Source organism: Providencia sp. JUb39 (assembly GCF_012272845.1).
Classification (GTDB): Bacteria; Pseudomonadota; Gammaproteobacteria; order Enterobacterales; family Enterobacteriaceae; genus Providencia; species Providencia lanzhouensis.
Genome location: NZ_JAAWXD020000001.1, coordinates 989,947 through 1,014,014, shown reverse-complemented (window position 1 = coordinate 1,014,014; position 24,068 = coordinate 989,947). Strand labels below are relative to the sequence as shown.

The following is a 24,068-nucleotide window of genomic DNA, read 5'->3' as shown; positions in this document are numbered from 1 at the left end:
ATGACTATGTCTAACCAAAGTACAATTCCACTGGCGAAGAATAAATTTAATTTTGCCAAATTAACCAAGATACCGGCATTTTTACCTCTCGTTGGGTTAATTATTTTATTTGCTTGCATGTCCATTTTTAATGAGCATTTTTTAACGGTAAATAACTTATCCACTATTGCCCGCCAAGTTTCTATTAATGCAATCATTGCTATCGGGATGACATTTGCCATCTTAACCGGAGGGATCGACCTTTCCGTTGGGGCGGTGATGGCGCTATCCGGTACATTGATGGCTGGATTAATGAAATATTATGGTATGGATCCTTCCATTGCCATTGCTCTGGGTCTGTTATCTGGTATCGCGTTTGGATTTATTAATGGGATTTTAACTGCTTACGGTAAAATGCCGCCAATTATCGTCACCTTAGGCGCCATGATTATTGCGAAAGGCTTAGCGCTAATTTACACCGGTGGCTACCCTATTTCTGGCTTACCTCAAGAGTTTGCTTTTTGGGGACGTGAAGAGTTGATGGGAATTCAGGTACCTATCCTATTAATGCTAGGTCTGTATCTGATTTTTTATGTGGTGCTTAATCATATTCCATTCGGTCGCTATATTTATGCCATTGGCGGTAACGAAGAGGCAGCGCGTTTAAGTGGTATCCGCGTTGAGCGCTACAAAATGTTGGTGTACGTCATCAGTGGTTTCACTGCCGCATTTGCCGGACTGATCTTTACCTCACGCGTTATGAGCGGTCAGCCTAATGCCGGTGTAGGCTTTGAGCTGGATGCCATTGCAGCGGTGGTTTTGGGTGGTGCATCTATCGCAGGCGGTCGCGGGATGATCATCGGCACATTGATCGGCGCAATGATTTTAGGTGTACTAAACAATGGCTTGAACCTGCTGGGTATCTCACCGTACGTTCAATATATTGTAAAAGGCTTAATTATCTGGGGCGCAACCTTAATTAGCTCAATGAAGCGTTGATTTTCACGCTGTTACGAAAAACAACAAATAAGGATTTCATGATGAAATCCTTATTTTTTTAATCGTAAGTCACGAGTTTTCCATTGACGAAAATTTGCTTGGAACCCGTTTCTTTAGTGGTACCACCTTCTATCTCTGCAAACAGTAATTCCGCTGTTCGTTTACCTAAATAAACTGAGTCATGGTGAACGCCTGAAATCGATAAATGATAAGTATCAGCATAAGGCGGTAAGTCCACCGAGAAATAACGGCAAGATAATCCGAGTTCAGAAATAATTTTGTACATCCCCGCGGTAATAATTCCGTTTAACCCCACGATATACATATTGGGTGTATAGAGTTCTTTTATTTTCTCCCTTAAATACTCTTCATCTTTCTTACTAAAAATATAACTACTGTACAGGACATGAATATTTTTACGGTTGGTAAATTGATCATAAATACCCGCTAAGCGTGAAAGACTAATTTCAGAATGCTCAGGTCCTGAGACAATTAAGGTATTTTCGCTGCGTTGCTGATTGAGATATTTACCGGTTAATGCCCCGATTTCAAAGTTCTTCAGAAATAGCCCAGGATAATCTTTGCCATAAATAGAACGGTCAACAAAAACCAGAGGGACTTTATGCTGATCAATCAGTGACAAATAACTCGGTTGATAGGCTTTATCGTCACGCACAGGCGAAAGTAAAATACCGCTAGCCTTATAGCTGACTAAGGTTTCAATAGCCGTTTGCTCGGCTTTTTCATCGCTATCGGTATCAAAGATCATCACCTGATACCCTTTCTCTTTCGCTAAACGGGAAACCGTCTGGATTAATACAACATAGAACGGGTTAAAGGTACTGTCCGTAACAACCCCAATAATGCGGCTATTTTTATTCTTTAAATTCCGTGCAAATACATTGGGGACATAATTTAATTCTTGCGCGATAGCGAGTATTTTTTCTCGCGTCTCTTTTTTTACCAATTCTGGGTGATTAAAAGCTCGAGATACCGTAATATCGGTCACATTCGCGCGTTTGGCGATATCAATGATGGTTGTTGAACTATCTTGTTTAGTCATATTTATGCTAGTCAACCTGTAATGATTATTGTATTTGGTAGGGTATAGCGTGTCCTGTTGATGTCGCTGCTGAATAAGAATTGCGATTAATCCATTATACCTGTTTATCATTGAAGATAAATCAGTTTTCTTTCTTATACATCAAACCAATAGCATCTTATGCCTAATATTCTCAATTTGAATCAAGCCAAATATAAAAAAATATTTTAAAAGTAAAATAACTGAAAAACCACTAATAAATGAGTAGTGGAAATGAAGTTACTATATTAAAAAACTGGAGATCCCATTATTTTTCATAAAAACAAAAATTGAATATAACAAATAAAATGAAACAAAAACAATCAATAATGCAAATATATTTTGAACAATATTAACAGGGATATAGCCAATCAAAAAACGCCCAACAACCAGCCCCAAAACGCAGGCTAAAATAAAAGTTGCACTCACCTCTAATGGATATTCAAAACCATTCAATATATTAATTGAAATACTAATGCTGCCAATGAGGAATATCACCATCAGCGAGGTGGCAATAATGCTTTTAAGGTTTAAATTGGTGAACTTTTTCATTGCAGGCACAATAATAAACCCGCCGCCTACACCTAATAGCCCCGTCAGTAATCCAGCAACTAATCCAATTCCCCCTAATATAGATGCCGTTTTGATATTCCAAATAAATTTTCCCGTTTGCTGGTTTATTTTGCACGGAGCATCATCATCTTTAATTACTTTTTTAAAAACAATACGATATGCAACCACCAGCATCACAAGACTAAATGCTAAAGTCAGCCATTGGGGTGAAATAATTTGTGCTAAATAAACGCCATATTTCGCGGTAGGAATGCTAATTAACGCAATCCAAATAGCCGCTTTATAACGAATATTCTGCTGAATAAGCCCTTGAATAACACCAACTAATGCCGCCAATGTAATAGCCAATAACCCCACAGGTGCGGCGAGTGCAACGCCCCATCCTTGAGATGTCATCAAGGCAGGAACCGCTAAAATACCACCACCAGCGCCCGTTAATCCTAATAGGCAGCCAATCACCAAGCCTTCTAATATCAATGTGAACATAGCAACCTATTTTCTATTTGAGTAATCAGCTGTGAAAGTCGATATTCCCCTGCCATTAAATCCACAAGACGAGAATCATGGAAAAGCGCAATGGAAGGCACGGATTTAATTCCATACTGAGGGGCTATTGTTGGAGATTGGGCGATATCTACTATTCCAAAATTTATACTGCCACCAAAATTTATACGACCGCCAAAGTGCGTGCCATTATCAGAAAAGTAATCCGTGAGTTGTAAATAGATAGGCTGCATGGTCTTACATGGCTGGCACCATGATGCACAAAAATAGATTAACGCCCATTGCCCGCTCGGCTGCATCGGGTCAGATAACAGCCGGCTAAAATTATCGCTATTGATAAGGGGAACCGAGGGCATGACGTTTTTTCCTTTTGCACTGTGCATCACATCACCGACTGTATCAGCTCAGTTGGAAAAAATCTCCCCTAGCTGTTACTCACGTTGATCTTCAATGCGGCAGCAATCGCCAACGGAGAAAAGGTGATGCTTGCGGCAAATAGTGCGCCGAGGATCGCAAAATATCCGCCAAGAGGCATATTAAAACTGTATGCTTCCATCGTGCCCGTCGCATAAATTAATACCGGAATATACAGCGGTAGCACCAGTAAACTAACCAGCACGCCCCCTTTTTTTAATGATACGGTGAGTGCCGCACCAATCGCGCCAATAAAGCTCAATACTGGCGTTCCTAGCAGTAACGTCCCCGCTAGCACCAATAATGTGTCGCCATTAATTGATAACATTACCGCTGCAACAGGAGAAAGTAACACCAGCGGCAGCCCCGTCACTAGCCAGTGGGAAATCACTTTGGCTAAAACCGTGATAAACAGAGGATGCGGCGCCAGCAATAATTGCTCTAACGACCCATCCAGATAGTCATCTTTAAATAAACGCTCTAACGATAGCAGCGACGATAAAATGGCGGCCACCCAGAAAATCCCCACAGAGATCCGTGCCAATAATTGCGGTTCAGGACCAATGCTCAATGGAAAAAGCGTGATGACGATTAAGAAAAACCACAGTGGGTTAACCAATTCGGAGAAGCTACGAAAGGCAATTTTGAGCTCTCTTTTTATTAATAGCCAAAACATCACTCGTACCCGCCTGTCAGTTTTAATGTCCCGAAGTGCCCTGTCATCGCTTGGTGCGACGTAAATAAAATCATGCCACCTTGATCTGCATGTTGATGAAAACACTCCGTTAAACGATTTACTCCCGCCACATCAATGGCAGTGAATGGCTCATCCAAAATCCACAGTGGCGCGTCGCTTAACCATAAGCGGGCAAGGTTGACTCGGCGCTGTTGCCCTGCTGAAAGCTGCCCGACAGGAATATCCTCATACCCCATCAAAGAGACTTCTTCGAGCGCAGACCAAATTTTGTCGCCTTCAGGTTCTTGGTGGTGCATTTGGTAATAAAATTTCAGGTTTTCATAGGGGGTTAACAGTGATTTAACAGCCGGTTTATGCCCCAGATACAGCAAGTGCCGAGTAAACTCTTCTTTAAGTTTTTCAATGGAGTGCTGCTGCCATAAAATTTCACCTTCATCCGGCTTTAATAACCCAGCCATCATGCGTAACAGTGTGGTTTTCCCTGCCCCGTTAGGTCCTTCTACCTGCAAAATTTGGTTCGGCATAACCGAAAAATCCAGCTGCCGAAATAGCGTTCTATTTTGTCGATGGCAGGCAATTTTATCCGCACTTAACATGGGGCTGAGTTCCTTTTAACATCCGTGAGGTCGCTAGCTTTTTGTAATATTGTTCAGCAGCATATCACTAATGCTGTCATTAGAAATTGTTTCACCGCAAAGCACTTGCATCAAAACTTCCGAGCCAAGGGATGAGAGTGAAAACAGCATATCTGGGTTCAGCAAACGGATTTTATCCATGTTTGATTCTTGGTTAACCAATACCACGGTTTTTGCTTCGCTTTTACTGCCCGATTGCGCTTTTACACCGAGCAAGGCAAAGGTACTTAACGAGTCACTATCGGTCATGATCAGCACACATTTCGCCTGTTTCACATTGGCTTCTGCCAATAAAGCGGAGTCCGTTGGGTCTCCTGTCACGATATTATCTTTTTCGGGATAGTGGCTGCGGTGACTTTCTTGGCAAATCACGGCGACAGGCAGTTCCCGTTTTTTCAGTGCTTGATAGACGTTAACCGCCATCGGTGTACTACCAATCACCACATAATGATTTTTCATATATGAAAACCTCTTGCGAACAATCTCTTTGGTACCTTTGGCTAATACGCCTACCACATACACTACGGAGGTAGTAAAAATGGTGATCCCTAAGATAATTACAGTCACCGTAAAGACCCTAGCGTCCAGGGTGACAGGAACAATATCGCCAAACCCTACGGTCGTCATACACACCAGCGCAAAATAAAATGCCGTGGTGCCATCCTTCACAACGGGTAAGAATTCATCGCCGATATACAGCGTACCGAAAATGGAATAGAGCAATAATGAAATAATACAGGTGAGCGCCACAAACCCCGCGCTACTGATGCTGTGTCGAGGGTACAGTTTCCAAAAGAGTGTTAATGCGACAAACAAGCCAAAAGAGAAATAACCTTGTCGCACATGTTCCGTCGCCACTTTTAAGTCAACAAAGGCAATGATTGCCAATAATAAGAGTGCGAAAACCCATGCAATGCGCGCGCCATTGATCATAAATAGCGAAAGAAAGATAAGCGAGATACCCAACAAGAAGCGGGGAATATCCAGCAATTTCATAAACCCTAAGGATTTTAACCACTCGGTAAATCCACTTTGGCGCCAATCGATATAGTCCGTGTAAGCACTTAAGATGGGCTTTAAGATGAGCCCGCCATCAACGATAATCAAAATGGAGAGCAGAATTCTCACGGCTAAAGCGGATTTCAAAAAAGCCACAAAGGCGTTATCTAGCATCGTTTATGCCTCGCATTAAGCATCCCCTATCAATTAAATGCCATCAGTATTTCTAGCTAATAGATTAACAAAGAATAATATCAATTCCATTGCTTATGCAATAAATGAAAAATGTGAAGGAAAGCCTCATTTCTTAACGGGTTAATCATTAAATGAGCGCCAAAAAGAAAAATTTATAAATGATTTAAAAATCATTGATAAACAATGTAATAAATTAGTCCTTATCTGCATCTACAATAAACAATAAAACAGTAAACACATTCTTAATATAATTTGAACTTACTCGATAACTATCTATCTAAAAAACGATTTTTCGACTATGTTTTGATTGTTACTTAACGAAACTAATAATTAAGAGCTAAAAATTTATGGTTAATTCGATAAAAGCAGGAAAGTTTAGCTGGATGTCCTTGTTCTGGCTGCTAATATTTTTCTGGTATTTTTCATCTTTACTACAGCTGTATGTGGTTGTCACCGGGCAAAGTAATACCATCGGGTTGAGAGATTCTCTACTCTATAGCTCACTCTGGCTCGTTCCCGCACTATTTTTCCCTCGAAAAATCAAACTAGTAGCAGGCTTAATCGGGATTGTTTTATGGCTATCCTCGGTCGTCGCTCTTGCTTATTTCGTGGTGTATGGGCATCAATTATCCCAAAGCGTGATGTTTGTGATGTTCGAAACTAACACCAACGAAGCGGGTGAATTCCTACGCCAATATCTGAGCTTTAAAGTGATTGCGGTGATTTTGGCTTATACCCTTGGTGCTATTTTCCTATGGACACGTTTAAAACCTGTCACGTTGCCAGTACCTGGACGCGTGATTGTGTCCGCGCTCGTTCTGATCGTGCTATTTGGTGTGCCTTACTACAACAAAGCCATCAAACAGCAGCGTCCTTTTGAGAACGTCGTTTCCTACGTTAACAGTAAATTAGCGTATGCCGCACCATGGCAGTTTGTAAGTGGTTACTTCCTGTATAAGAATCAACTGGCAAACATGGAAGAATTAATCCGCGACAACAGCAAAATTCCACCGTTAGAAAACTTTGTTGATGCCAATGGCAATACCCCAAGAACGTTTGTGTTAGTGATTGGTGAATCCACCAGCCGCGACAGAATGAGCTTGTATGGCTATTCTCGTCAAACAACGCCAGAGCTTGATCAACTGGAAAAACAGTATCCAAACAATTTGACGGTCTTTAATGATGTGGTCACGCCACGCCCTTATACCATCGAAGCGTTGCAACAGATTTTAACTTTTGCTTCAGAAACTGAGCCTGATCTGTTTAATTCCCGCCCATCGATTATGAATATGATGAAGCAAGCGGGCTTTAAAACATTCTGGATCACCAATCAGCAAACCATGACCGAACGAAATACGCTGTTAACAGCGTTCTCTCGTCAAACCGATAAGCAATATTATTTGAACAACGATATGGCGCAAAGCTCCCGTATTTATGATGACGTGGTACTTGACCCATTCAAAGAAGCCTTAGCCGATCCTGCTGAGAAGAAATTTATTGTGGTGCACCTGTTGGGTACCCATATGCGCTATGAGTTCCGTTATCCTGAAGATAAAGCCATCTTCACCGATAGCAATAGCCCAGTGCCAACCAACTTAAAAGGCGACCAAATCAAAGATTACAATGCCTATGATAATGCTCAGCATTACAATGACTATGTGGTTTCTACGCTGATTAAAGATTTCGATTCTTCGAAAGAAAATGGTTTCTTAGTCTTCTTCTCCGATCATGGTGAAGATGTTTACGACACGCCGCCACATGAAATGTTAGGTCGTAGTGAAGGCAAGCCAAGCAAAGTGATGTACAACGTTCCATTCTTAGTATGGCAGTCGCCAGAATGGTTACAGACTCATCAATTTGACTTGAAAGATAAAACCGCTCGCCCATACAGCAATATGGATTTTATCTATACATGGTCTGATTTGGCAGGTTTCAAGTACACCGGATTTGAGCCACAAAAAAGTCTGATTAACAATGAGTACCAACCACAACCTCGTTGGATTGGTGACCCAGAAAATAAAGCATCCATGATGCTGTATGACGACTTAAAGAAATAACCCTCAATCAGCGCAAGTGGGTGTTTACTCACTTGCGCTCTCTCCTTCCCACACAAGCACCTTTCCACACATCTTTACAGACGCCACATGGATCTTTTTCCATTTCGTGTGCTACATTTTGATGTGTTTATGTCGGTATTTTAGCCCCAAATGAATTTACCGTTTAATTAGTATTTTTCTAACATGACCTGTTAAGGAATTAATAATGAAACATAAAATCATTTCTTCTCTTGTTGTTGCTGGTGTTTTAACCCTTGTTGCTGGCTGCGATGACTCATCCAAAAAAGACAGCGCGGTTCAACAAGTCGAAGAAAAAGCTACCCAGTTAAAAGATGCGACTGAGCAAAAAGCGACCGAGTTATCTGATAGCGCAAAAGCCACTGCGCAAGATGTAAAAAACGATGCTTCTGACAAAGCATCTGAACTCTCAGACAAAGCCAAAGAGTTAGCAGACCAAGGTGAGAAAAAAGCGGATGAGCTGAAACAAGACGCATCCGACTCCGCCGATAAGCTCAAAGAACAGTATGACAAAGCATCTAGTGAGTTTTCAGAAAAAGCGCAAGACATGAAAACGGATGCCATTAACAAGGCTGACGAACTCGCCACTGACGCTAAAGACAAAACTGAAGCGTTAAAATCAGAGAATGATGCGAAGAAATAAATTATCGCATTTTCCCCTTTTTTCATTCCAAAGCAGACTGATATTGTCTGCTTTTTTTATGTGCATAAGCGTTAATTCATTTTGCTATTTAGCCCGCTTTAAGGCTATTTTTAGCCACATAATTATCTCTTTTGCTCCCTTGGCCACATTCCCATAAATAACACCAAAATACAGTAAGATAAATAAACAATGAATTGATAAATAACATGAAATTTACACCCTTTATTTATTTTCATTTTACCCCTTAGGTTGATCATTGATGCCTACCATGGCAGTATACCCTTTCGTTTTTTGTTCATCACAGGCTTCAAAGGGGGTCACCACTTACCAATTTTTGTTGATAATTCAGCCATAAATCACCGTTATCAACGCTCACAATTTAGCCATTTTATTGTTCTTTCTATTTCGTTTCCTACAGGGAAACCCTTTCGCAATAACCTATTGTTTCATTCAGAAGGACAGCTCGCCGCATGCCCCCTTAAGATTGGTATGCAAAAAATAAAATAAAAATCAAAGAAGGTCGTTATGAGTCAAAACGTGACTGAAAACAAAAAAGTACGCACCAAAATCAGCCCCCCTGTGTTTTACAGTTCGGCTATCATTATTCTGCTTATCGTCGGTTTTGCCGCCTTAATGCCTGAAATGGCAGAATCTCATCTAAGTCATCTTCAAAAGAACCTATTTAACAACGCCAGTTGGTTCTACATTCTCGCTGTAGCCATCATTTTGTTGAGTGTGACTTATCTGGGACTCTCGCGTTATGGACAGATAAAATTAGGTCCTGATCACGCACAGCCCAACTTCAGCTATGTCTCGTGGTTTGCCATGTTGTTCTCCGCTGGAATGGGGATCGGCTTGATGTTCTTCGGCGTTGCCGAGCCCGTCATGCACTATCTCAACCCACCAGTAGGGGATCCGCAAACCGTAGAAGCAGCCAAAGAAGCCATGCGCCTGACGTTCTTCCATTGGGGATTACACGCTTGGGCTATCTACGCCATTGTCGCCTTGATTCTGGCCTTTTTCAGCTATCGCCACGGATTGCCACTCACCCTGCGCTCAGCCCTATATCCCATTATTGGTGACCGAATTTATGGTCCTTTAGGTCATGCTGTGGATGTGTTTGCGGTAGTCGGTACCGTATTTGGTGTCGCGACCTCTCTTGGCTTTGGGGTACTGCAAGTTAACGCGGGAATGAACCACCTGTTCGGTTTACCGGTGAATGAGACTGTGCAAGTCGGCTTGATTATCGCCTTCACCGCTCTCGCGACCTTATCCGTCGTCTCTGGATTAGATAAAGGGATACGTATTTTATCTGAGCTGAACCTCGGTCTCGCCTTCCTGTTGTTACTGTTGATTGTGATCTTAGGTCCGACGGTCTTATTGCTAAAATCCTTTGTTGAAAATACGGGGGGATATCTCTCAGAGATCGTCAGCAAAACATTTAACTTATATGCCTACGAACCCAAATCCAGTGATTGGCTAGGGGGTTGGACGTTGCTGTATTGGGGCTGGTGGTTATCATGGTCACCATTTGTTGGGATGTTTATCGCAAGAATTTCTCGCGGTCGTACCATTCGTGAGTTTGTCACTGGCGTTCTGTTTGTTCCTGCGGGCTTTACCCTGATGTGGATGACGTTCTTTGGTAATACCGCCATTGATTTAATCAAAAACCAAGGGGCAACCCGACTGGCAGAAACGGTGCAATCCGATGTGTCACTCGCTCTATTTGAGTTTCTAACTTACTTCCCGTTCTCTACGGTATTATCGTTCTTCGCCATGCTGATGGTGGTAGTGTTCTTTGTCACCTCCGCTGACTCCGGTGCCATGGTCGTCGATACCCTCGCCTCGGGTGGCGATTCCGATACGCCAGTCTGGCAACGTATTTTCTGGGCTGGATTAATGGGTGTTGTGGCTATCACCATGCTGTTGGCGGGAGGCTTGCAGGCGCTGCAAACCTTAACCATCGCTAGTGCCTTGCCATTCGCTGCTGTGCTGCTTGTCTCCATTTATGGATTATTCAAAGCGTTACGAGTGGATGCCTATAAGCGTGATAGCCAGCAATTAGCCACTATCGCACCAACCGCAAGCCGTAACCCTATTCCGTGGCAGCGCCGCTTACGTAATATTGTCTATTTCCCGAAACGCGCTCATGTAAAACGCTTTATGGAAGAGTCCGTTAAACCATCCATGGAGATGGTTTCTGAGGAGCTCGCCAAGCAAGGCACGGTTTGCCATATCCATACCGATAAAGACGATAGGATTGGATTTGAGGTGGATTTAGGCGAAGATATGAACTTTTTATACGAAGTTCGCCTACGTTACTATATTCAGCCGGCCTTTGCCTTGGCAGGTATGGGAACAGACAACGATGAAGAGCGCAGTGAAGAGCAAAAATACTATCGCGCAGAAATTCACTTAAAAGAAGGTGGGCAGGATTACGACGTGATGGGCTGGGCGAAAGAGCAGATCATTCATGACATCCTCGACCAGTATGAAAAACATATTCACTTCTTGCACTTGCTCGGCAAGTGATCACTAAAATATGCCAGAAAAACAATACTCTAAATAATTTGAATTGCGGCTAGGCGGTAAGAGAAGCTATCTCGGGGAGCATACACAAGTATGTGACCCGAGTAGCTGAGCGCAACCAACAACGCTGCGGTTCAAAGTATGACGAGTATTTATGCTATTTTACTTCTAATATTGCTGTAATCTGGGCTCTCCAGCGCAATCAATTCATCCAGCAGAGCCGTCAATTGCTGCATTTTCTCTTGAGAGAAAGCCTGTTCAATCTTTTGATAACCCTCTTCAACTTCCTGACGTGCCTTGTCATACAACTCTTGCCCTGTAGGGGTCAGTGAGACATACAGTTTACGTTGGTCATTCAATGGCTTTAAACGGAAAATAAGCCCTTCGCGTTCCATACGAGTCAAAATCCCCGTTAAGCTTGGACGCAAAATACAGGTTTGCACTGATAATTCATGAAAATCAATAGAGCGATTATCCGCTAGCACGCGAATGATACGCCATTGCTGTTCGGTCAAATTATAGGACTTTAATATCGGTCGAAAGAAGCCCATTGCGGTCTCTCGCGCCTGTAATAATGCAATTGTCAATGATTCATGCATAAGCTTAAAACTCACCACGCTATTTAAAGTTATGAAACACCCACTACCGGGGGTTAGTCAGCCTCCGTGCTGGTTACCATTTTTAACGCTGCCATTTTTAACGCGACGGTTTTTAACGTCGCTTTAGGGTTAGCAATAAATCATAGGGTAACTGCAACACACTCAATTATCTTAAATGCAAGAGTAGCATGCAGTACTAACAATCACAAAGAAAAACACCAAAATATTAATGAGTAAATAAATTTTATCAAAAAATCAAAGTTAATATATTGTAAATTTTTAAAAGTTAAAAAAATAATAAACTCATTATATACAGCAAGTTACATGAAGCCCCCTTTATTATGTTAATAAGATCACAATTAAAATTAACATTTCCATAAAGCTATTGCTTATTACAAAATAATACTTTATTAATATATTAATAATTACTCAGAATCGATCTCTTTAATAAGGAGTTGTCAATGAAAGGCACTGTTTTTGCCGTTGCCCTCAACCATCAAAGCCAACTTGATCATTGGCTCGAGGCGTTCCAGCAAGCCCCTTATAAAACCCCACCGAAAACACCTGTGTGGTTTATTAAGCCGCGTAATACACGCATTAATTCCGGGGATAACATCCTGCATCCTGCTGGTGAAGAAGTACAAAGCGGTGCAACGCTGGCGCTGGTGATTGGTAAAGATGCACGCAAAGTGACTGCACAAAATGCGTTGGAGTTCATTGCTGGCTTTGCACTGGCGAATGAAGTTAGCCTGCCAGAAGACACCTTCTACCGCCCTGCGATTAAAGCAAAATGCCGTGATACTTTCTGCCCAATCGGCGAGTTAGTGAAAACGTCGTTATCTTCACCTGTTGAGATAGTGACACTGATTAACGGCAAAGAAGCTGACAGATGGTCAACCAAGGATCTCGTTCGTAGCGCAAGCGAATTAGTGGCTGCATTGAGCGACTTCGCAACCCTAAAACAAGGGGACGTGATTTTACTGGGCACTCCTCATCAGCGCGTTACCATCAAACCGGGTGATCAGGTTGAGATCCAAGCAGCTGGCTTCCCAAGCCTCAAGAACAGCGTTGTTGCGGCAGGAGGACAATAATCATGAAACACGCAAAAATTCGTTATCAAGGCACTGAGTATTCCGTCACTGTCGGTGACAACGAAGCTATCAAACTGCCAAATGGCAACGTGATCTCTGGCGATAGCGCAGATGTTGAATGGCTACCACCTGCACAAGGTACTTTATTCGCGTTGGGTCTGAACTATGCCGACCACGCCACTGAATTAGAATTTAAGCCACCAGAAGAGCCTCTGATTTTTATCAAAGCTGAAAACAGCTTAACAGGTCACCGCCAAGTATCCGTTCGCCCAGACAATGTTGAATATATGCACTATGAGTCTGAGCTGGTGGTGATTATTGGCAAAGCGGCTCACAAAGTGTCCCAAGAAGATGCCATGGATTACGTCGCGGGTTACACCGTGTGTAATGACTACGCTATCCGTGACTATTTAGAGAATTACTACCGTCCAAACCTACGCGTAAAAAGCCGCGATACATTGACGCCAATCGGCCCATGGATGGTAGACAAATCAGATATTAAAGATCCACACAACCTCGCACTGTACACCTACGTTAATGGTGAATTGCGTCAAAAAGGCACCACCGCGGATCTGATTTTTAATATCCCATTTTTAATTGCCTACCTGAGTGACTTTATGACACTGCAACCAGGGGACATGATCGCAACGGGCACGCCAAAAGGGCTGTCCGATGTGGTTCCAGGTGATGAAGTGATCGTTGAAGTTGAAGGTGTGGGCAGGCTGATCAATACCATTATCAGCGAAAAAGAGTATGAGGAGCGAGTGTGATGACTAAGATTAACCATTGGATCAACGGCAAAAACGTTGAAAGCAAAGAGTATTTCGAAACCACTAACCCAGCAACGGGTGAAGTATTAGCGGAAGTGGCATCCGGCGGTCAAGACGAAATCAACCAAGCGGTTGCCGCTGCAAAAGAAGCCTTCCCTAAGTGGGCAAACACGCCAATGAAAGAGCGCGCACGCTTAATGCGCCGCTTAGGTGAGCTGATCGACGAAAACGTTCCGCAAATTGCTGAGATGGAAACCAACGATACTGGTTTACCTATCCACCAAACTAAAAACGTACTGATTCCTCGCGCATCTCATAACTTTGAATTCTTTGCTGAAATTTGTCAGCAAATGAATGGTCGCACCTATCCAGTTGACGACAAAATGATGAACTACACCCTGATCCAGCCAGTGGGTGTATGCGGGTTAATCTCGCCATGGAACGTGCCATTTATGACCGCAACATGGAAAACAGCACCGTGTTTAGCGCTGGGTAACACCGCGGTTCTGAAAATGTCTGAACTGTCTCCACTATCTGCAAACCGTTTAGGTGAATTAGCCCTTGAAGCGGGTATCCCTGCGGGCGTACTGAACGTGGTGCAAGGTTATGGTGCTACTGCGGGTGACGCTCTGGTAAAACACCATGACGTTCGCGCAGTCTCCTTCACAGGAGGCACCGCAACCGGTCGCGCCATTATGCAAAACGCGGGTCTGAAAAAATACTCAATGGAATTAGGCGGCAAATCTCCGGTTCTGATTTTTGAAGATGCCGACATTGAACGTGCAATGGATGCCGCGCTGTTCACTATTTTCTCTATCAATGGAGAGCGCTGTACCGCGGGTTCACGTATTTTCATCCAAGAAAGCATTTACCCAGAATTTGTGAAACGCTTTGCTGAGCGTGCAAATCGCCTGATCGTCGGCGACCCTACCGATCCAAAAACCCAAGTGGGCGCCCTGATCAGCCAACAGCACTGGAACAAAGTATCTGGTTATATCCGTATTGGTATGGAAGAAGGTGCAACTCTGTTAGCGGGTGGCCCAGACAAACCAACAGATCTGCCAGCTCATTTGAAAAATGGTCATTTCCTGCGCCCAACGGTTCTGGCGGATGTGGACAACCGCATGCGTGTGGCTCAAGAAGAGATCTTCGGACCAGTCGCTTGTTTAATTCCATTCAAGACCGAAGAAGATGGTCTGCGTATGGCGAACGATGTTGAGTATGGTCTGGCGTCTTATATTTGGACTCAAGATGTCAGTAAGATCCTGCGTCTTTCTCGCAATATCGAAGCGGGCATGGTGTTTGTTAACACCCAAAACGTCCGTGATTTACGTCAACCATTCGGCGGCGTAAAAGCCTCTGGTGTGGGTCGTGAAGGCGGCGAGTATAGCTTCGAAGTCTTCGCCGAAATGAAGAACGTTTGTATCTCCTACGGCGACCACAACATCCCACGCTGGGGTGTGTAAGTTTACAACGCTCTGTGCTGGAAACCTTATATTCCAGCATTTTCCGCTGAATTCTATTGATACTCAGCATCGTTAAAACTGATAAACCAAGTCACTTCAGGTCGTTAGAAGAGCTACAACTTAGGTAAACTCGATGTCTTACCCTAAATAATTCGAGTTGTAGCTAGGCGACAAACAAGCTAATCCCTAGGAGCATACATAAGTATGTGACTAGGGTTAGCGCGAGCAGTCAACAACGCTACAGCTTGAAGAATGACGGGTAAGGATATAAATATGGGTAAGTTGGCATTAACGGCGAAGATTACACACGTCCCATCAATGTACCTATCTGAACTGCCGGGCAAAAACCACGGCTGTCGCCAAGCCGCCATCGATGGGCACAAAGAAATTAGTCGTCGCTGCCGTGAACTCGGCGTCGATACCATTATTGTTTTTGACACTCACTGGCTGGTTAACAGCGCTTATCACATTAACTGCGCCGATCACTTCAAAGGCATCTATACCAGTAATGAATTGCCACACTTTATCCGCGATATGGAATATGAGTATGACGGCAACTCTGTATTGGGTCAGATGATTGGTGAAGAAGCTCGCAAGCTAGGCGTTCGTGCTCAAGCCCATGAAATTCCAAGCCTAACTTTGGAGTACGCGACGCTGGTTCCAATGCGTTATATGAACAGCGATCGCCACTTTAAAGTGATCTCTATCTCCGCATTCTGTACCTCACACAGCTTTGAAACTAGCCGTAAATTAGGCGAAGCCGTACTGACTGCGATTGAAAAATATGACGGTACAGTGGCGGTACTCGCGAGCGGCTCCCTGTCTCACCGCTTTATCGATGACCATCGTGCAGAAGACGGCATGAACAGCTATACCCGCGAATTCGATGAGCAAATGGACAAACGCGTCGTCAAACTGTGGCGTGAAGGCCGTTTTGCTGAGTTCTGCAAAATGCTGCCGGAGTACGCGGATTACTGCTATGGCGAAGGTCATATGCATGACACCGTGATGCTGCTGGGTCTGCTGGGCTGGGATAAATATGATGAGAAAGTGGAAGTGTTAACCGACCTGTTCGCCAGCTCCGGAACTGGGCAAATCAACGCGATTTTCCCACTACCAAAGTTTATCACTGACAAACAAACAGCCAACGCATAAGGAGCAGATATGCCTCATTTTTATGCTGAATGCACCGACAACATTCGTGAAGAAGCAGCCCTACCCGAGCTGTTCGCTAAAGTAAACAGCGCGCTAGCTGGCACTGGAATTTTCCCATTAGGGGGCATTCGTAGCCGCGCAATCTGGTTGGATACTTGGCAAATGGCGGATGGCAAACACGATTACGCGTTTGTGCATATGACCTTAAAAATTGGTGCGGGTCGCTCCCTCGAAGATCGCCAAAAAACTGGGGAAATGCTGTTTGATCTGATCAAAACCCATTTTGCCTCTCTGATGGCAAAACGTTACTTGGCACTCTCTTTCACTATGGAAGAGCTTGACCCTGTTCTGAACTATAAGCAGAACAATGTGCATGCACTGTTTAAATCATAAAAAGCTTAAGTCATAAAAATTTAAATCGTGATTGATGAATATCGATAGGGGGCAATATGCCAATTTCATTTACCAATAGACCGATACCGCGCTGGTTGATCCCGTTACTGGGTTCACTGGTGGCGTTCGGTCCCCTATCGATTGATATGTACTTGCCAGCCTTGCCACAAATGGCGCAAGCACTGAATGCCACCCAAGGACAAATGCAGTACACCCTCGGGGCATTCTTTGCGGGCTTCTGTGTCGGCATGCTGTTTTATGGTCCCCTGAGCGACCTGCTGGGGCGCCGTAAAATGTTGCTCAGTGGGCTGGCGATTTTCACCCTCGCCAGCCTGTTATGCGCGCAAGCCACCAGCTCAGAAGCCTTAATTACCTTTAGAGCATTGCAAGCATTTGGCAGTGGTGCAGCGATAGTGATGGCGCGCGCCATTGCCCGTGATGTGTATCCTTCTAGCGAGCTGCCTAAAGTGTTATCACTGATGACATTAGTCACCATGATAGCCCCATTATTAGCACCATTAGTGGGCGGTTTTTTATTAATTCATTTTGAATGGCAGGTGATTTTCTATGTTCTCGCGGCCGTGGGGCTGTGCTCTGTTTCAGCTATTTTCTTACTGCTGCCTGAAACCTTGCCTCATCAGCGTGAATCCCGCAATTTAGTCGGTGTCGCCTTTCATAATTATCGGTTGGTGCTCACAGACCGAGAAGCACTGAGCATTATTGGTACTATGGCATTCTCTTTTGCTGGTATGTTCGCCTTTATCAGTGGTTCACCGTTTGTGTATATCAACTACTTTGGTGTTTCTGAACAGTATTATGGGCTGCTGTTTGGCTGCAATATTTTGGGCATGATTGCCATGTTGCTGCTGAATGTCCGATTGCTCAAGGTGTATAGCCTGCCACGAATTTTGGGCATGCAAAGCGGTATCCAATTGATTTTTGGTGTTCTGTTGTTAATTTTCTATCAACAAAGCCTACCAATTATTGTTATCCTAGTGGTTCTGTTCCTATCGATGGTTAATGCTATCGGCACCAACAGTTTGTCACTGTTACTGCAACACCGCGGGAAAATCGCAGGCAGCGCCAGTGCGCTCGCCATCTCAATTCAGTTTGCCTTGGCAGCCCTTGCCAGTGTTGCAGTGTCCATACTACAAGATGAATCCCCATTTGCTATGGCACTCGTAATGGCGATTTGTGCCGGACTGAGTTTTTCAAGCCAACGCTTGTCCGCTAAAAATGTCCACGCGCACGTTCATTCAGTGTCTTCGGAGAACAACGAAAAATGAGCTTAAACACCAATTCTATATTATTCCGCCAGCAGGCTTACATTAATGGTCAATGGGTAAATGCCCAAGACAGTAGCCAGTTTGATGTGACTAACCCAGCAAATGGAGAAGTGATTGCTCGCGTCAGTAATGTGGGTGCAACTGAAACTCAACAAGCCATTGAAGCCGCAGAAAAAGCATTGCCAGCATGGCGTGCCAAAAGCGCGAAAGAACGTAGCCAAATTCTGAACAAATGGTTCCGTTTAATGATGGAAAACCAACAAGAACTTGCGCAGATCCTGAGTACTGAGCAAGGTAAATCCATCAATGAATCCATGGGCGAAATTGCCTACGGTGCCAGCTTTATTGAGTGGTTTGCCGAAGAAGGTAAACGTACTTACGGTGAAACTATCCCATCCCCACTGCCGGGTCGCCGCTTAGTGACCATCAAGCAGCCTGTGGGTGTGGTCGCAGCTATCACCCCTTGGAACTTCCCGAATGCGATGATCACCCGCAAAGTCGGCCCTGCCCTCGCAGCGGGCTGCACCATGGTATTAAAACCTGCGGCTGAAACCCCATTATCTGCGTTGGCATTAGCAGCATTAGGTGAAGAAGCCGGTATTCCAGCAGGCGTATTCAATATCGTTCCGGGTACCGATGCCAAAGCAATTGGTGCGGTTATGACTTCAAGCCCTATCGTTCGCAAACTAACCTTCACCGGTTCTACCCGCGTGGGTAAATTACTGATGGAACAGTGCGCAGATACCGTGAAAAAAATGTCACTGGAATTAGGCGGTAACGCACCATTTATCGTATTTGACGATGCGGATTTAGACGCTGCGGTTCAAGGGGCTTTAGCCGCTAAATTCCGTAATAGCGGACAAACTTGCGTGTGTGCAAACCGTATTTTAGTGCAAGAAGGCGTTTACGATGAGTTCGCGGCTCGCCTAGCGAAAGCCGTGAGTGCCTTAAAAATTGGTCCAGCGACCCAAGCCGATTCAGAGCAAGGTCCGCTCATCAACCAAGCTGCCGTGGATAAAGTGTCTGAGCACATTGCGGATGCCGTTGCTAAAGGTGCGAGCATCGCTGCGGGCGGTAAATCATCCAGCCTTGGTGGTCTGTTCTTCGAACCGACGGTATTAGTCAATGTGACTGAATCCATGAAAGTGGCGAAAGAAGAGACATTTGGTCCATTAGCACCATTATTTAAATTCCGTGATGAACAAGAAGCTATCGATCTTGCCAACGACACTGAGTTTGGTCTGGCTTCCTATTTCTATTCACGTGATATCGGACGTATCTACCGTGTGGCTGAAGCATTAGAAAGCGGCATGGTGGGTATTAACGAAGGCATTATTTCAAATGAAGTGGCTCCGTTTGGTGGTATTAAGCAGTCAGGACTTGGTCGTGAAGGCTCCCGTTACGGAATCGAAGATTATCTGGAAGTGAAATATCTCTGCTTTGGTGGTCTTTCTAATTAGAAAGAAACATTAGCTGGCGGTCTTCGCTTTTAAAATCTTAGCTCTAAATAATTCAAGTTAGAACAAAACAGTAAATGAGACTAATCCCCTAGGAGCATACCGTGTGACTAGGGGATAGGCGCAAGCCTATCGTGAAGCTAACATAGTTATAGCTCGAAGTATGACGAGCTGAGGTGCAAAAGGAAAAATAAGATGTTGCAACAAGATACCATTTCAACAATCGCTAAACGCCTAAACCAAGCGGAAAAAAGCCGTCAGCAAATCCGTCAAATCTCACTGGATCATCCCGAAATGACCATTGAAGATGCCTATGCCATTCAAAAAGAGTGGGTTGGCTTAAAACTGGCGGAAGGGCGCGTATTAAAAGGACATAAAATCGGTCTGACATCCAAAGCGATGCAAGCCAGTTCCCAGATTGATGAGCCTGATTATGGCGCACTGCTCGATGATATGTTCTTTGATGATGGCTGTGATATCCCAACGGATCGCTTTATCGTTCCGCGTATCGAAGTTGAACTGGCATTCGTGTTAGCAAAACCGCTGCGCGGCCCTAACTGCACCTTATTTGATGTGTATAACGCCACGGACTATGTGATCCCCGCTTTAGAGCTGATCGACGCCCGTTGCCACAATATCGATCCTGACACTAACCGCCCACGTAAAGTGTTCGACACCATTTCAGATAACGCGGCAAACGGCGCGGTGATCTTAGGTGGACGTCCGATTAAACCTCGTGATTTAGACATGCGCTGGATCAGCGCCCTGCTTTATCGTAATGGTGTGATCGAAGAATCTGGCGTTGCAGCGGCGGTTCTCAACCACCCTGCCAATGGCGTGGCATGGTTAGCCAATAAATTAGCCCCACACAATGTGGAGTTACAGCCGGGACAAATTATCCTTGGCGGTTCATTCACTCGCCCTGTTCCTGCTCGTAAAGGGGATGTTTTCCACGTTGACTACGGCGTGATGGGCTCAATTAGCTGCCGCTTTGCATAAGGAGTTCACTGTGGATCTGTTAGAAAATAAATTCAAAAAAGCCCTGAAAACAGGCAAACCACAAATTGGTTTATGGCTAGGATTGTGCAGCCCATACAGTGCTGAGCTGGTTGCTGGTGCTGGATTTGATTGGCTGTTGATCGATGGTGAACATGCACCAAACAATGTGCAAACGACCTTAGCGCAATTACAAGCAATCGCCCCTTATCCATCACAACCGGTAGTTCGTCCGGCGTGGAATGAGCCAGTGATTATCAAGCAATTGCTGGATATCGGTGCACAAACGCTGTTACTGCCGATGGTGCAAAATGCAGAACAAGCAGAGCAAGCGGTACGCTCAACTCGTTATCCACCCGCGGGAATTCGTGGGGTGGGCAGTGCCTTAGCGCGCGCCTCTCGCTGGAATCGTATTCCCGATTATTTAAAACGCGCCAACGATGAAATGTGCGTGATTGTCCAAGTGGAAACCCGCGAAGCTATAAAAAATCTGCCTGAGATCCTCAAAGTTGAAGGCGTTGATGGTGTCTTTATCGGTCCTGCGGATCTGAGTGCGGATATGGGCTTTTCTGGCAATCCAAACCATCCTGAAGTGAAAGCGGTGATTGAAGATGCCATTAAGCAAATTCGTGCAGCAGGTTTAGCGCCAGGAATTTTGATGGCGGCACCGGATATCGCAGAACACTATATTAAGCTCGGCGCCTTGTTTGTCGCCGTTGGCGTGGATACCACATTACTAGCGCGCACCGCTGAAGCCCTTGCCGCAAAATTCGGTAAAACGGTTTCCGATATGGATAACAGCGCATCTAGCGTGTACTAAAGCAATCTGAACTCCTCTAGGTCGCTCAATTTTACCCTACGCTCATGAGCGACCTAGATAGTAAGCAATAAAATCGCAACCACAACAAGGCAGCCCAAATGACTGCCTAGTAGACCCTTGTACCTATAATAAATTGTAATTAGAGGGCATTATAATGAGTCATTCACAGAATGTTGCTAGCACCAACCCTGCGGAGCAACATAAGAACCTTACCGAACCGCAACAGCGGGTAATTAATAAGCTTTTTAAACGACTGATCGTATTTCTGTTTGTTCTGTTTGTTTTCTCGTTCTTAGACCGAATTAATATCGGCTTTGCGGGGCTAACAATGGGGAAAGACATTGGTCTAACGTCCACCATGTTTGGTCTGGCAGCGACGCTGTTTTACGCCACCTACATTATTTTTGGTATTCCAAGTAACATCATGCTTGGCATTGTCGGCGCACGTCGCTGGATTGCCACTATCATGGTGCTATGGGGTATTGCCTCCACTGCCACTATGTTCGCGACTGGGCCAACCAGCTTATATATTTTACGCATGCTGGTGGGTATTGCTGAAGCTGGTTTCTTACCGGGAATGTTAGTTTACTTAACTTACTGGTTCCCAGCTTATTTCCGCGCACGTGCTAACGCTCTGTTTATGATTGCCATGCCAGTTACTATGGCATTTGGTTCACTAGCTTCTGGTTATATTTTAGGGCTAGATGGTGTGTTAAATCTGAAAGGCTGGCAATGGTTGTTCTTACTGGAAGGTTTCCCATCCGTTCTGCTGGGTATTTTAGTGTGGTTCTATCTGGATGATTCTCCGAAGAAAGCGAAATGGCTGACTCAGGAAGATAAAGACACCCTGCAAGAAATGATGGATAAAGACCAGTTAGAGCTTGTGCAGCCACACGGCTCAAAAAGCCAGACTGCGCTGCAAAATAGCAGCTTGTGGAAAGAGATTTTCACCCCGGTGATCTTAATGTATACCGTGGCTTATTTCTGTCTAACTAACACGTTGAGCGCCATTAATATTTGGACGCCACAAATTATGCAGAGTTTTAATCAGGGCAGCAGTAATGCCATGATTGGGCTATTAACTGCGATCCCTCAGTTCTGTACGATTTTGGGGATGATTTATTGGAGTCGCCGCTCAGATCGCTTGCAAGAGCGTAAGATGCACACTGCGTTACCGTATTTGTTTGCGGCGGCAGGTTGGATCATCGCAGCGATGACTCATCAGCCGATACTCCAATTATTGGGGATCATTATGGCGTCCACCGGTTCGTTTACTGCTATGGCCGTTTTCTGGACCACGCCAGATCAGTCGATCAGTTTACGCGCTCGCGCAATCGGCATTGCCGTAATCAACGCAACAGGTAATATAGGTTCCGCGGTCAGCCCACTATTAATCGGTTGGCTAAAAGATCAAACGGGTAGCTTCAATTCTGGTCTCTATTTTGTTGCCGGTTTGCTGGTGGTCGGCGCCCTTCTGGTCATCGCCATCCCAATGAAAAACTCAAGACCAAGAGCCACACCGTAAGCGGTCCAGCTTTAATAAATTGAGCACTACAGGCCGAATTCTCAGGGGCTGCCCAATGTTCGTAAATCTGTAGGGTAAAGGGGAGTAATTCCCCAAAATAATTCAAACTGAGTCAATAATGCTATAAGTCGAATTTTCTAGGACTGCCCTAAATAGTTCGGCTTGTAGCTAGGCGGCAAGCGACGATATCACGGGGAGCATACATAAGTATGTGACTCGAGTAGCGGAGAGCAGCCAACAACGCTACGGGTCGAAATATGACGGGCATTACAAACATAGATATTGGGAAGGACTACGATGACGTCCTGGGTAATGACGACGTCCACTACCAAACCTTCGGCAAACTCGCCGCCTTCTTCGGCCGCGATATGCAGGCTCATCGTCACGATGGCTATTTCCAATTACACTATCTAGTCACTGGGCATATTACTCTCCAGCTGGATGAGTCTCGTTATTCTGTGCAGGCACCGCTATTTATTTTGACGCCCCCTTCTGTCGCCCATGCGTTTTTTACCCAAGAAGACACTGACGGGCATGTATTAACCGTGCGGCAAGATTTAATTTCGCCACTGTTGGAGTCTCTTTATTCTGCCAATCTGGATAGAGTCGATATTCCGGCGATTTGTTTATCTGTCGCGGATAAGCCTCAAGACATTGAAACTTTTAATCATTATTGGGATTTAATGGCGCGGGAATCTGCGAATAACTATATTGGTCGAGACCAAGTGTTATCTTCACTTGCCCAAGCTTTATTTACCTTTTTGCTGCGCTCTGTCCCCCTTGACGAACATCATGTTAGCGGCGTTCGTGGTGAACATCGATTATTCCAACGTTTTAACCAGCTTATCGATATGCATTATCGCGAGCATCTCTCTGTCCCTGACTATGCGGATAAACTCGGCGTCACCGAATCTCGCTTAAAAGATATGTGCCGGCGATTCGCCAACCGCCCACCAAAAAAGCTCATTTTCGACAGAATTTTGCGGGAAGCCAAACGCATGCTGCTATTTTGCGATAGCCCCGTTTCTGAAATTGCTTATCAACTTGGATTTAAAGATCCAGCCTATTTTGCCCGCTTTTTTAATCGCTCTGAGGGTACCTCTCCGAGCCAATGGCGTGAGCAAAATATCCACTAGATCGCGGATATCAAAATTTTAGCATCCCCTTTAAATTATTTTACATAATGC

At 44.6% G+C, this 24,068-nt stretch carries 22 protein-coding genes; 15 read left to right on the top strand and 7 right to left on the bottom strand.

What is annotated here, in order from left to right:
- The first annotated feature begins 6 nt into the window (after nucleotides 1-6).
- Nucleotides 7-978 (top strand): ABC transporter permease, encoded by a 972-nt coding sequence (locus tag HFU86_RS04445; RefSeq protein WP_036954045.1) that lies wholly within the window; start codon nucleotides 7-9, stop codon nucleotides 976-978.
- Nucleotides 979-1,036: 58 nt separating this feature from the next.
- On the opposite strand, the gene HFU86_RS04440 is transcribed toward HFU86_RS04445, so the two are convergent.
- The 6 genes from HFU86_RS04440 to HFU86_RS04415 form a co-directional block, all read right to left on the bottom strand.
- Nucleotides 1,037-2,041 carry a LacI family DNA-binding transcriptional regulator gene (locus HFU86_RS04440; protein WP_036954043.1) on the bottom strand — a complete coding sequence of 335 codons (1,005 nt, stop codon included), beginning with the start codon at nucleotides 2,039-2,041 and terminating at the stop codon, nucleotides 1,037-1,039.
- A 261-nt stretch (nucleotides 2,042-2,302) separates the two neighbouring features.
- Nucleotides 2,303-3,118, bottom strand: a complete 816-nt coding sequence (locus tag HFU86_RS04435) for a sulfite exporter TauE/SafE family protein (RefSeq protein ID WP_132496225.1) — start codon at nucleotides 3,116-3,118, stop codon at nucleotides 2,303-2,305.
- Nucleotides 3,106-3,519, bottom strand: coding sequence for a thioredoxin family protein (locus tag HFU86_RS04430; RefSeq protein WP_243698993.1), 414 nt, complete (start codon nucleotides 3,517-3,519; stop codon nucleotides 3,106-3,108). The genes HFU86_RS04435 and HFU86_RS04430 overlap by 13 nt, the downstream gene beginning before the upstream one ends.
- Before the next feature lie 41 nt (nucleotides 3,520-3,560).
- Entirely contained in the window at nucleotides 3,561-4,226 is a 666-nt protein-coding gene (ccmB, locus tag HFU86_RS04425; RefSeq protein WP_036954037.1) for a heme exporter protein CcmB, read from the bottom strand.
- A complete protein-coding gene (gene ccmA, locus HFU86_RS04420; RefSeq protein ID WP_132496224.1) occupies nucleotides 4,226-4,843 on the bottom strand; it encodes a cytochrome c biogenesis heme-transporting ATPase CcmA in 618 nt (205 codons plus the stop codon). Before ccmA ends, ccmB begins: the two co-directional genes overlap by 1 nt.
- Nucleotides 4,844-4,876: 33 nt before the next feature.
- The gene (locus HFU86_RS04415; protein ID WP_132496223.1) at nucleotides 4,877-6,055 is read right to left on the bottom strand and encodes an ion channel; all 1,179 of its coding nucleotides are present in this window, start codon (nucleotides 6,053-6,055) and stop codon (nucleotides 4,877-4,879) included.
- A gap of 368 nt (nucleotides 6,056-6,423) precedes the next feature.
- Between HFU86_RS04415 and cptA the strand changes: the two genes are divergently transcribed.
- The 3 genes from cptA to HFU86_RS04400 all read left to right on the top strand — a co-directional run bounded on the left by cptA (nucleotide 6,424) and on the right by HFU86_RS04400 (nucleotide 11,326).
- Nucleotides 6,424-8,133 carry a phosphoethanolamine transferase CptA gene (gene cptA / locus HFU86_RS04410; protein WP_132496222.1) on the top strand — a complete coding sequence of 570 codons (1,710 nt, stop codon included), beginning with the start codon at nucleotides 6,424-6,426 and terminating at the stop codon, nucleotides 8,131-8,133.
- Between the two features lie 205 nt (nucleotides 8,134-8,338).
- Complete coding sequence (locus tag HFU86_RS04405; protein ID WP_187128792.1) at nucleotides 8,339-8,794, top strand: hypothetical protein; 456 nt, start codon at nucleotides 8,339-8,341, stop codon at nucleotides 8,792-8,794.
- Between the two features lie 525 nt (nucleotides 8,795-9,319).
- Nucleotides 9,320-11,326, top strand: coding sequence for a BCCT family transporter (locus tag HFU86_RS04400; RefSeq protein WP_187128791.1), 2,007 nt, complete (start codon nucleotides 9,320-9,322; stop codon nucleotides 11,324-11,326).
- Nucleotides 11,327-11,475: 149 nt separating this feature from the next.
- On the opposite strand, the gene hpaR is transcribed toward HFU86_RS04400, so the two are convergent.
- The gene (hpaR, locus tag HFU86_RS04395) at nucleotides 11,476-11,922 is read right to left on the bottom strand and encodes a homoprotocatechuate degradation operon regulator HpaR (RefSeq protein WP_187128790.1); all 447 of its coding nucleotides are present in this window, start codon (nucleotides 11,920-11,922) and stop codon (nucleotides 11,476-11,478) included.
- A 461-nt stretch (nucleotides 11,923-12,383) separates the two neighbouring features.
- Here hpaR and HFU86_RS04390 point away from each other — a divergent pair, with 461 nt between their 5' ends.
- The 11 genes from HFU86_RS04390 (at nucleotide 12,384) to hpaA (ending at nucleotide 24,017) form a co-directional block, all read left to right on the top strand.
- Entirely contained in the window at nucleotides 12,384-13,013 is a 630-nt protein-coding gene (locus tag HFU86_RS04390) for a fumarylacetoacetate hydrolase family protein (RefSeq protein WP_036954023.1), read from the top strand.
- A 2-nt stretch (nucleotides 13,014-13,015) separates the two neighbouring features.
- A complete protein-coding gene (locus HFU86_RS04385) occupies nucleotides 13,016-13,783 on the top strand; it encodes a fumarylacetoacetate hydrolase family protein (protein ID WP_108479481.1) in 768 nt (255 codons plus the stop codon).
- Complete coding sequence (gene hpaE / locus HFU86_RS04380; RefSeq protein ID WP_006657319.1) at nucleotides 13,783-15,249, top strand: 5-carboxymethyl-2-hydroxymuconate semialdehyde dehydrogenase; 1,467 nt, start codon at nucleotides 13,783-13,785, stop codon at nucleotides 15,247-15,249. The genes HFU86_RS04385 and hpaE overlap by 1 nt, the downstream gene beginning before the upstream one ends.
- A gap of 273 nt (nucleotides 15,250-15,522) precedes the next feature.
- A complete protein-coding gene (gene hpaD, locus HFU86_RS04375; RefSeq protein WP_036954019.1) occupies nucleotides 15,523-16,404 on the top strand; it encodes a 3,4-dihydroxyphenylacetate 2,3-dioxygenase in 882 nt (293 codons plus the stop codon).
- Between the two features lie 9 nt (nucleotides 16,405-16,413).
- Complete coding sequence (locus tag HFU86_RS04370; RefSeq protein ID WP_036954018.1) at nucleotides 16,414-16,797, top strand: 5-carboxymethyl-2-hydroxymuconate Delta-isomerase; 384 nt, start codon at nucleotides 16,414-16,416, stop codon at nucleotides 16,795-16,797.
- 56 nt (nucleotides 16,798-16,853) lie between these two features.
- Nucleotides 16,854-18,083: a Bcr/CflA family multidrug efflux MFS transporter gene (locus tag HFU86_RS04365; RefSeq protein ID WP_187128789.1), complete on the top strand. Its 1,230-nt coding sequence runs from the start codon at nucleotides 16,854-16,856 to the stop codon at nucleotides 18,081-18,083.
- Complete coding sequence (locus HFU86_RS04360) at nucleotides 18,080-19,543, top strand: NAD-dependent succinate-semialdehyde dehydrogenase (RefSeq protein ID WP_187128788.1); 1,464 nt, start codon at nucleotides 18,080-18,082, stop codon at nucleotides 19,541-19,543. The genes HFU86_RS04365 and HFU86_RS04360 overlap by 4 nt, the downstream gene beginning before the upstream one ends.
- A gap of 192 nt (nucleotides 19,544-19,735) precedes the next feature.
- A complete protein-coding gene (hpaH, locus tag HFU86_RS04355; protein WP_132496217.1) occupies nucleotides 19,736-20,539 on the top strand; it encodes a 2-oxo-hept-4-ene-1,7-dioate hydratase in 804 nt (267 codons plus the stop codon).
- 10 nt (nucleotides 20,540-20,549) lie between these two features.
- Nucleotides 20,550-21,356: a 4-hydroxy-2-oxoheptanedioate aldolase gene (gene hpaI / locus HFU86_RS04350; protein ID WP_036954009.1), complete on the top strand. Its 807-nt coding sequence runs from the start codon at nucleotides 20,550-20,552 to the stop codon at nucleotides 21,354-21,356.
- Nucleotides 21,357-21,510: 154 nt separating this feature from the next.
- The gene (gene hpaX / locus HFU86_RS04345) at nucleotides 21,511-22,881 is read left to right on the top strand and encodes a 4-hydroxyphenylacetate permease (protein WP_036954007.1); all 1,371 of its coding nucleotides are present in this window, start codon (nucleotides 21,511-21,513) and stop codon (nucleotides 22,879-22,881) included.
- 257 nt (nucleotides 22,882-23,138) lie between these two features.
- Nucleotides 23,139-24,017 (top strand): 4-hydroxyphenylacetate catabolism regulatory protein HpaA, encoded by an 879-nt coding sequence (gene hpaA, locus HFU86_RS04340; protein ID WP_187128787.1) that lies wholly within the window; start codon nucleotides 23,139-23,141, stop codon nucleotides 24,015-24,017.
- Nucleotides 24,018-24,068 lie beyond the last annotated feature (51 nt).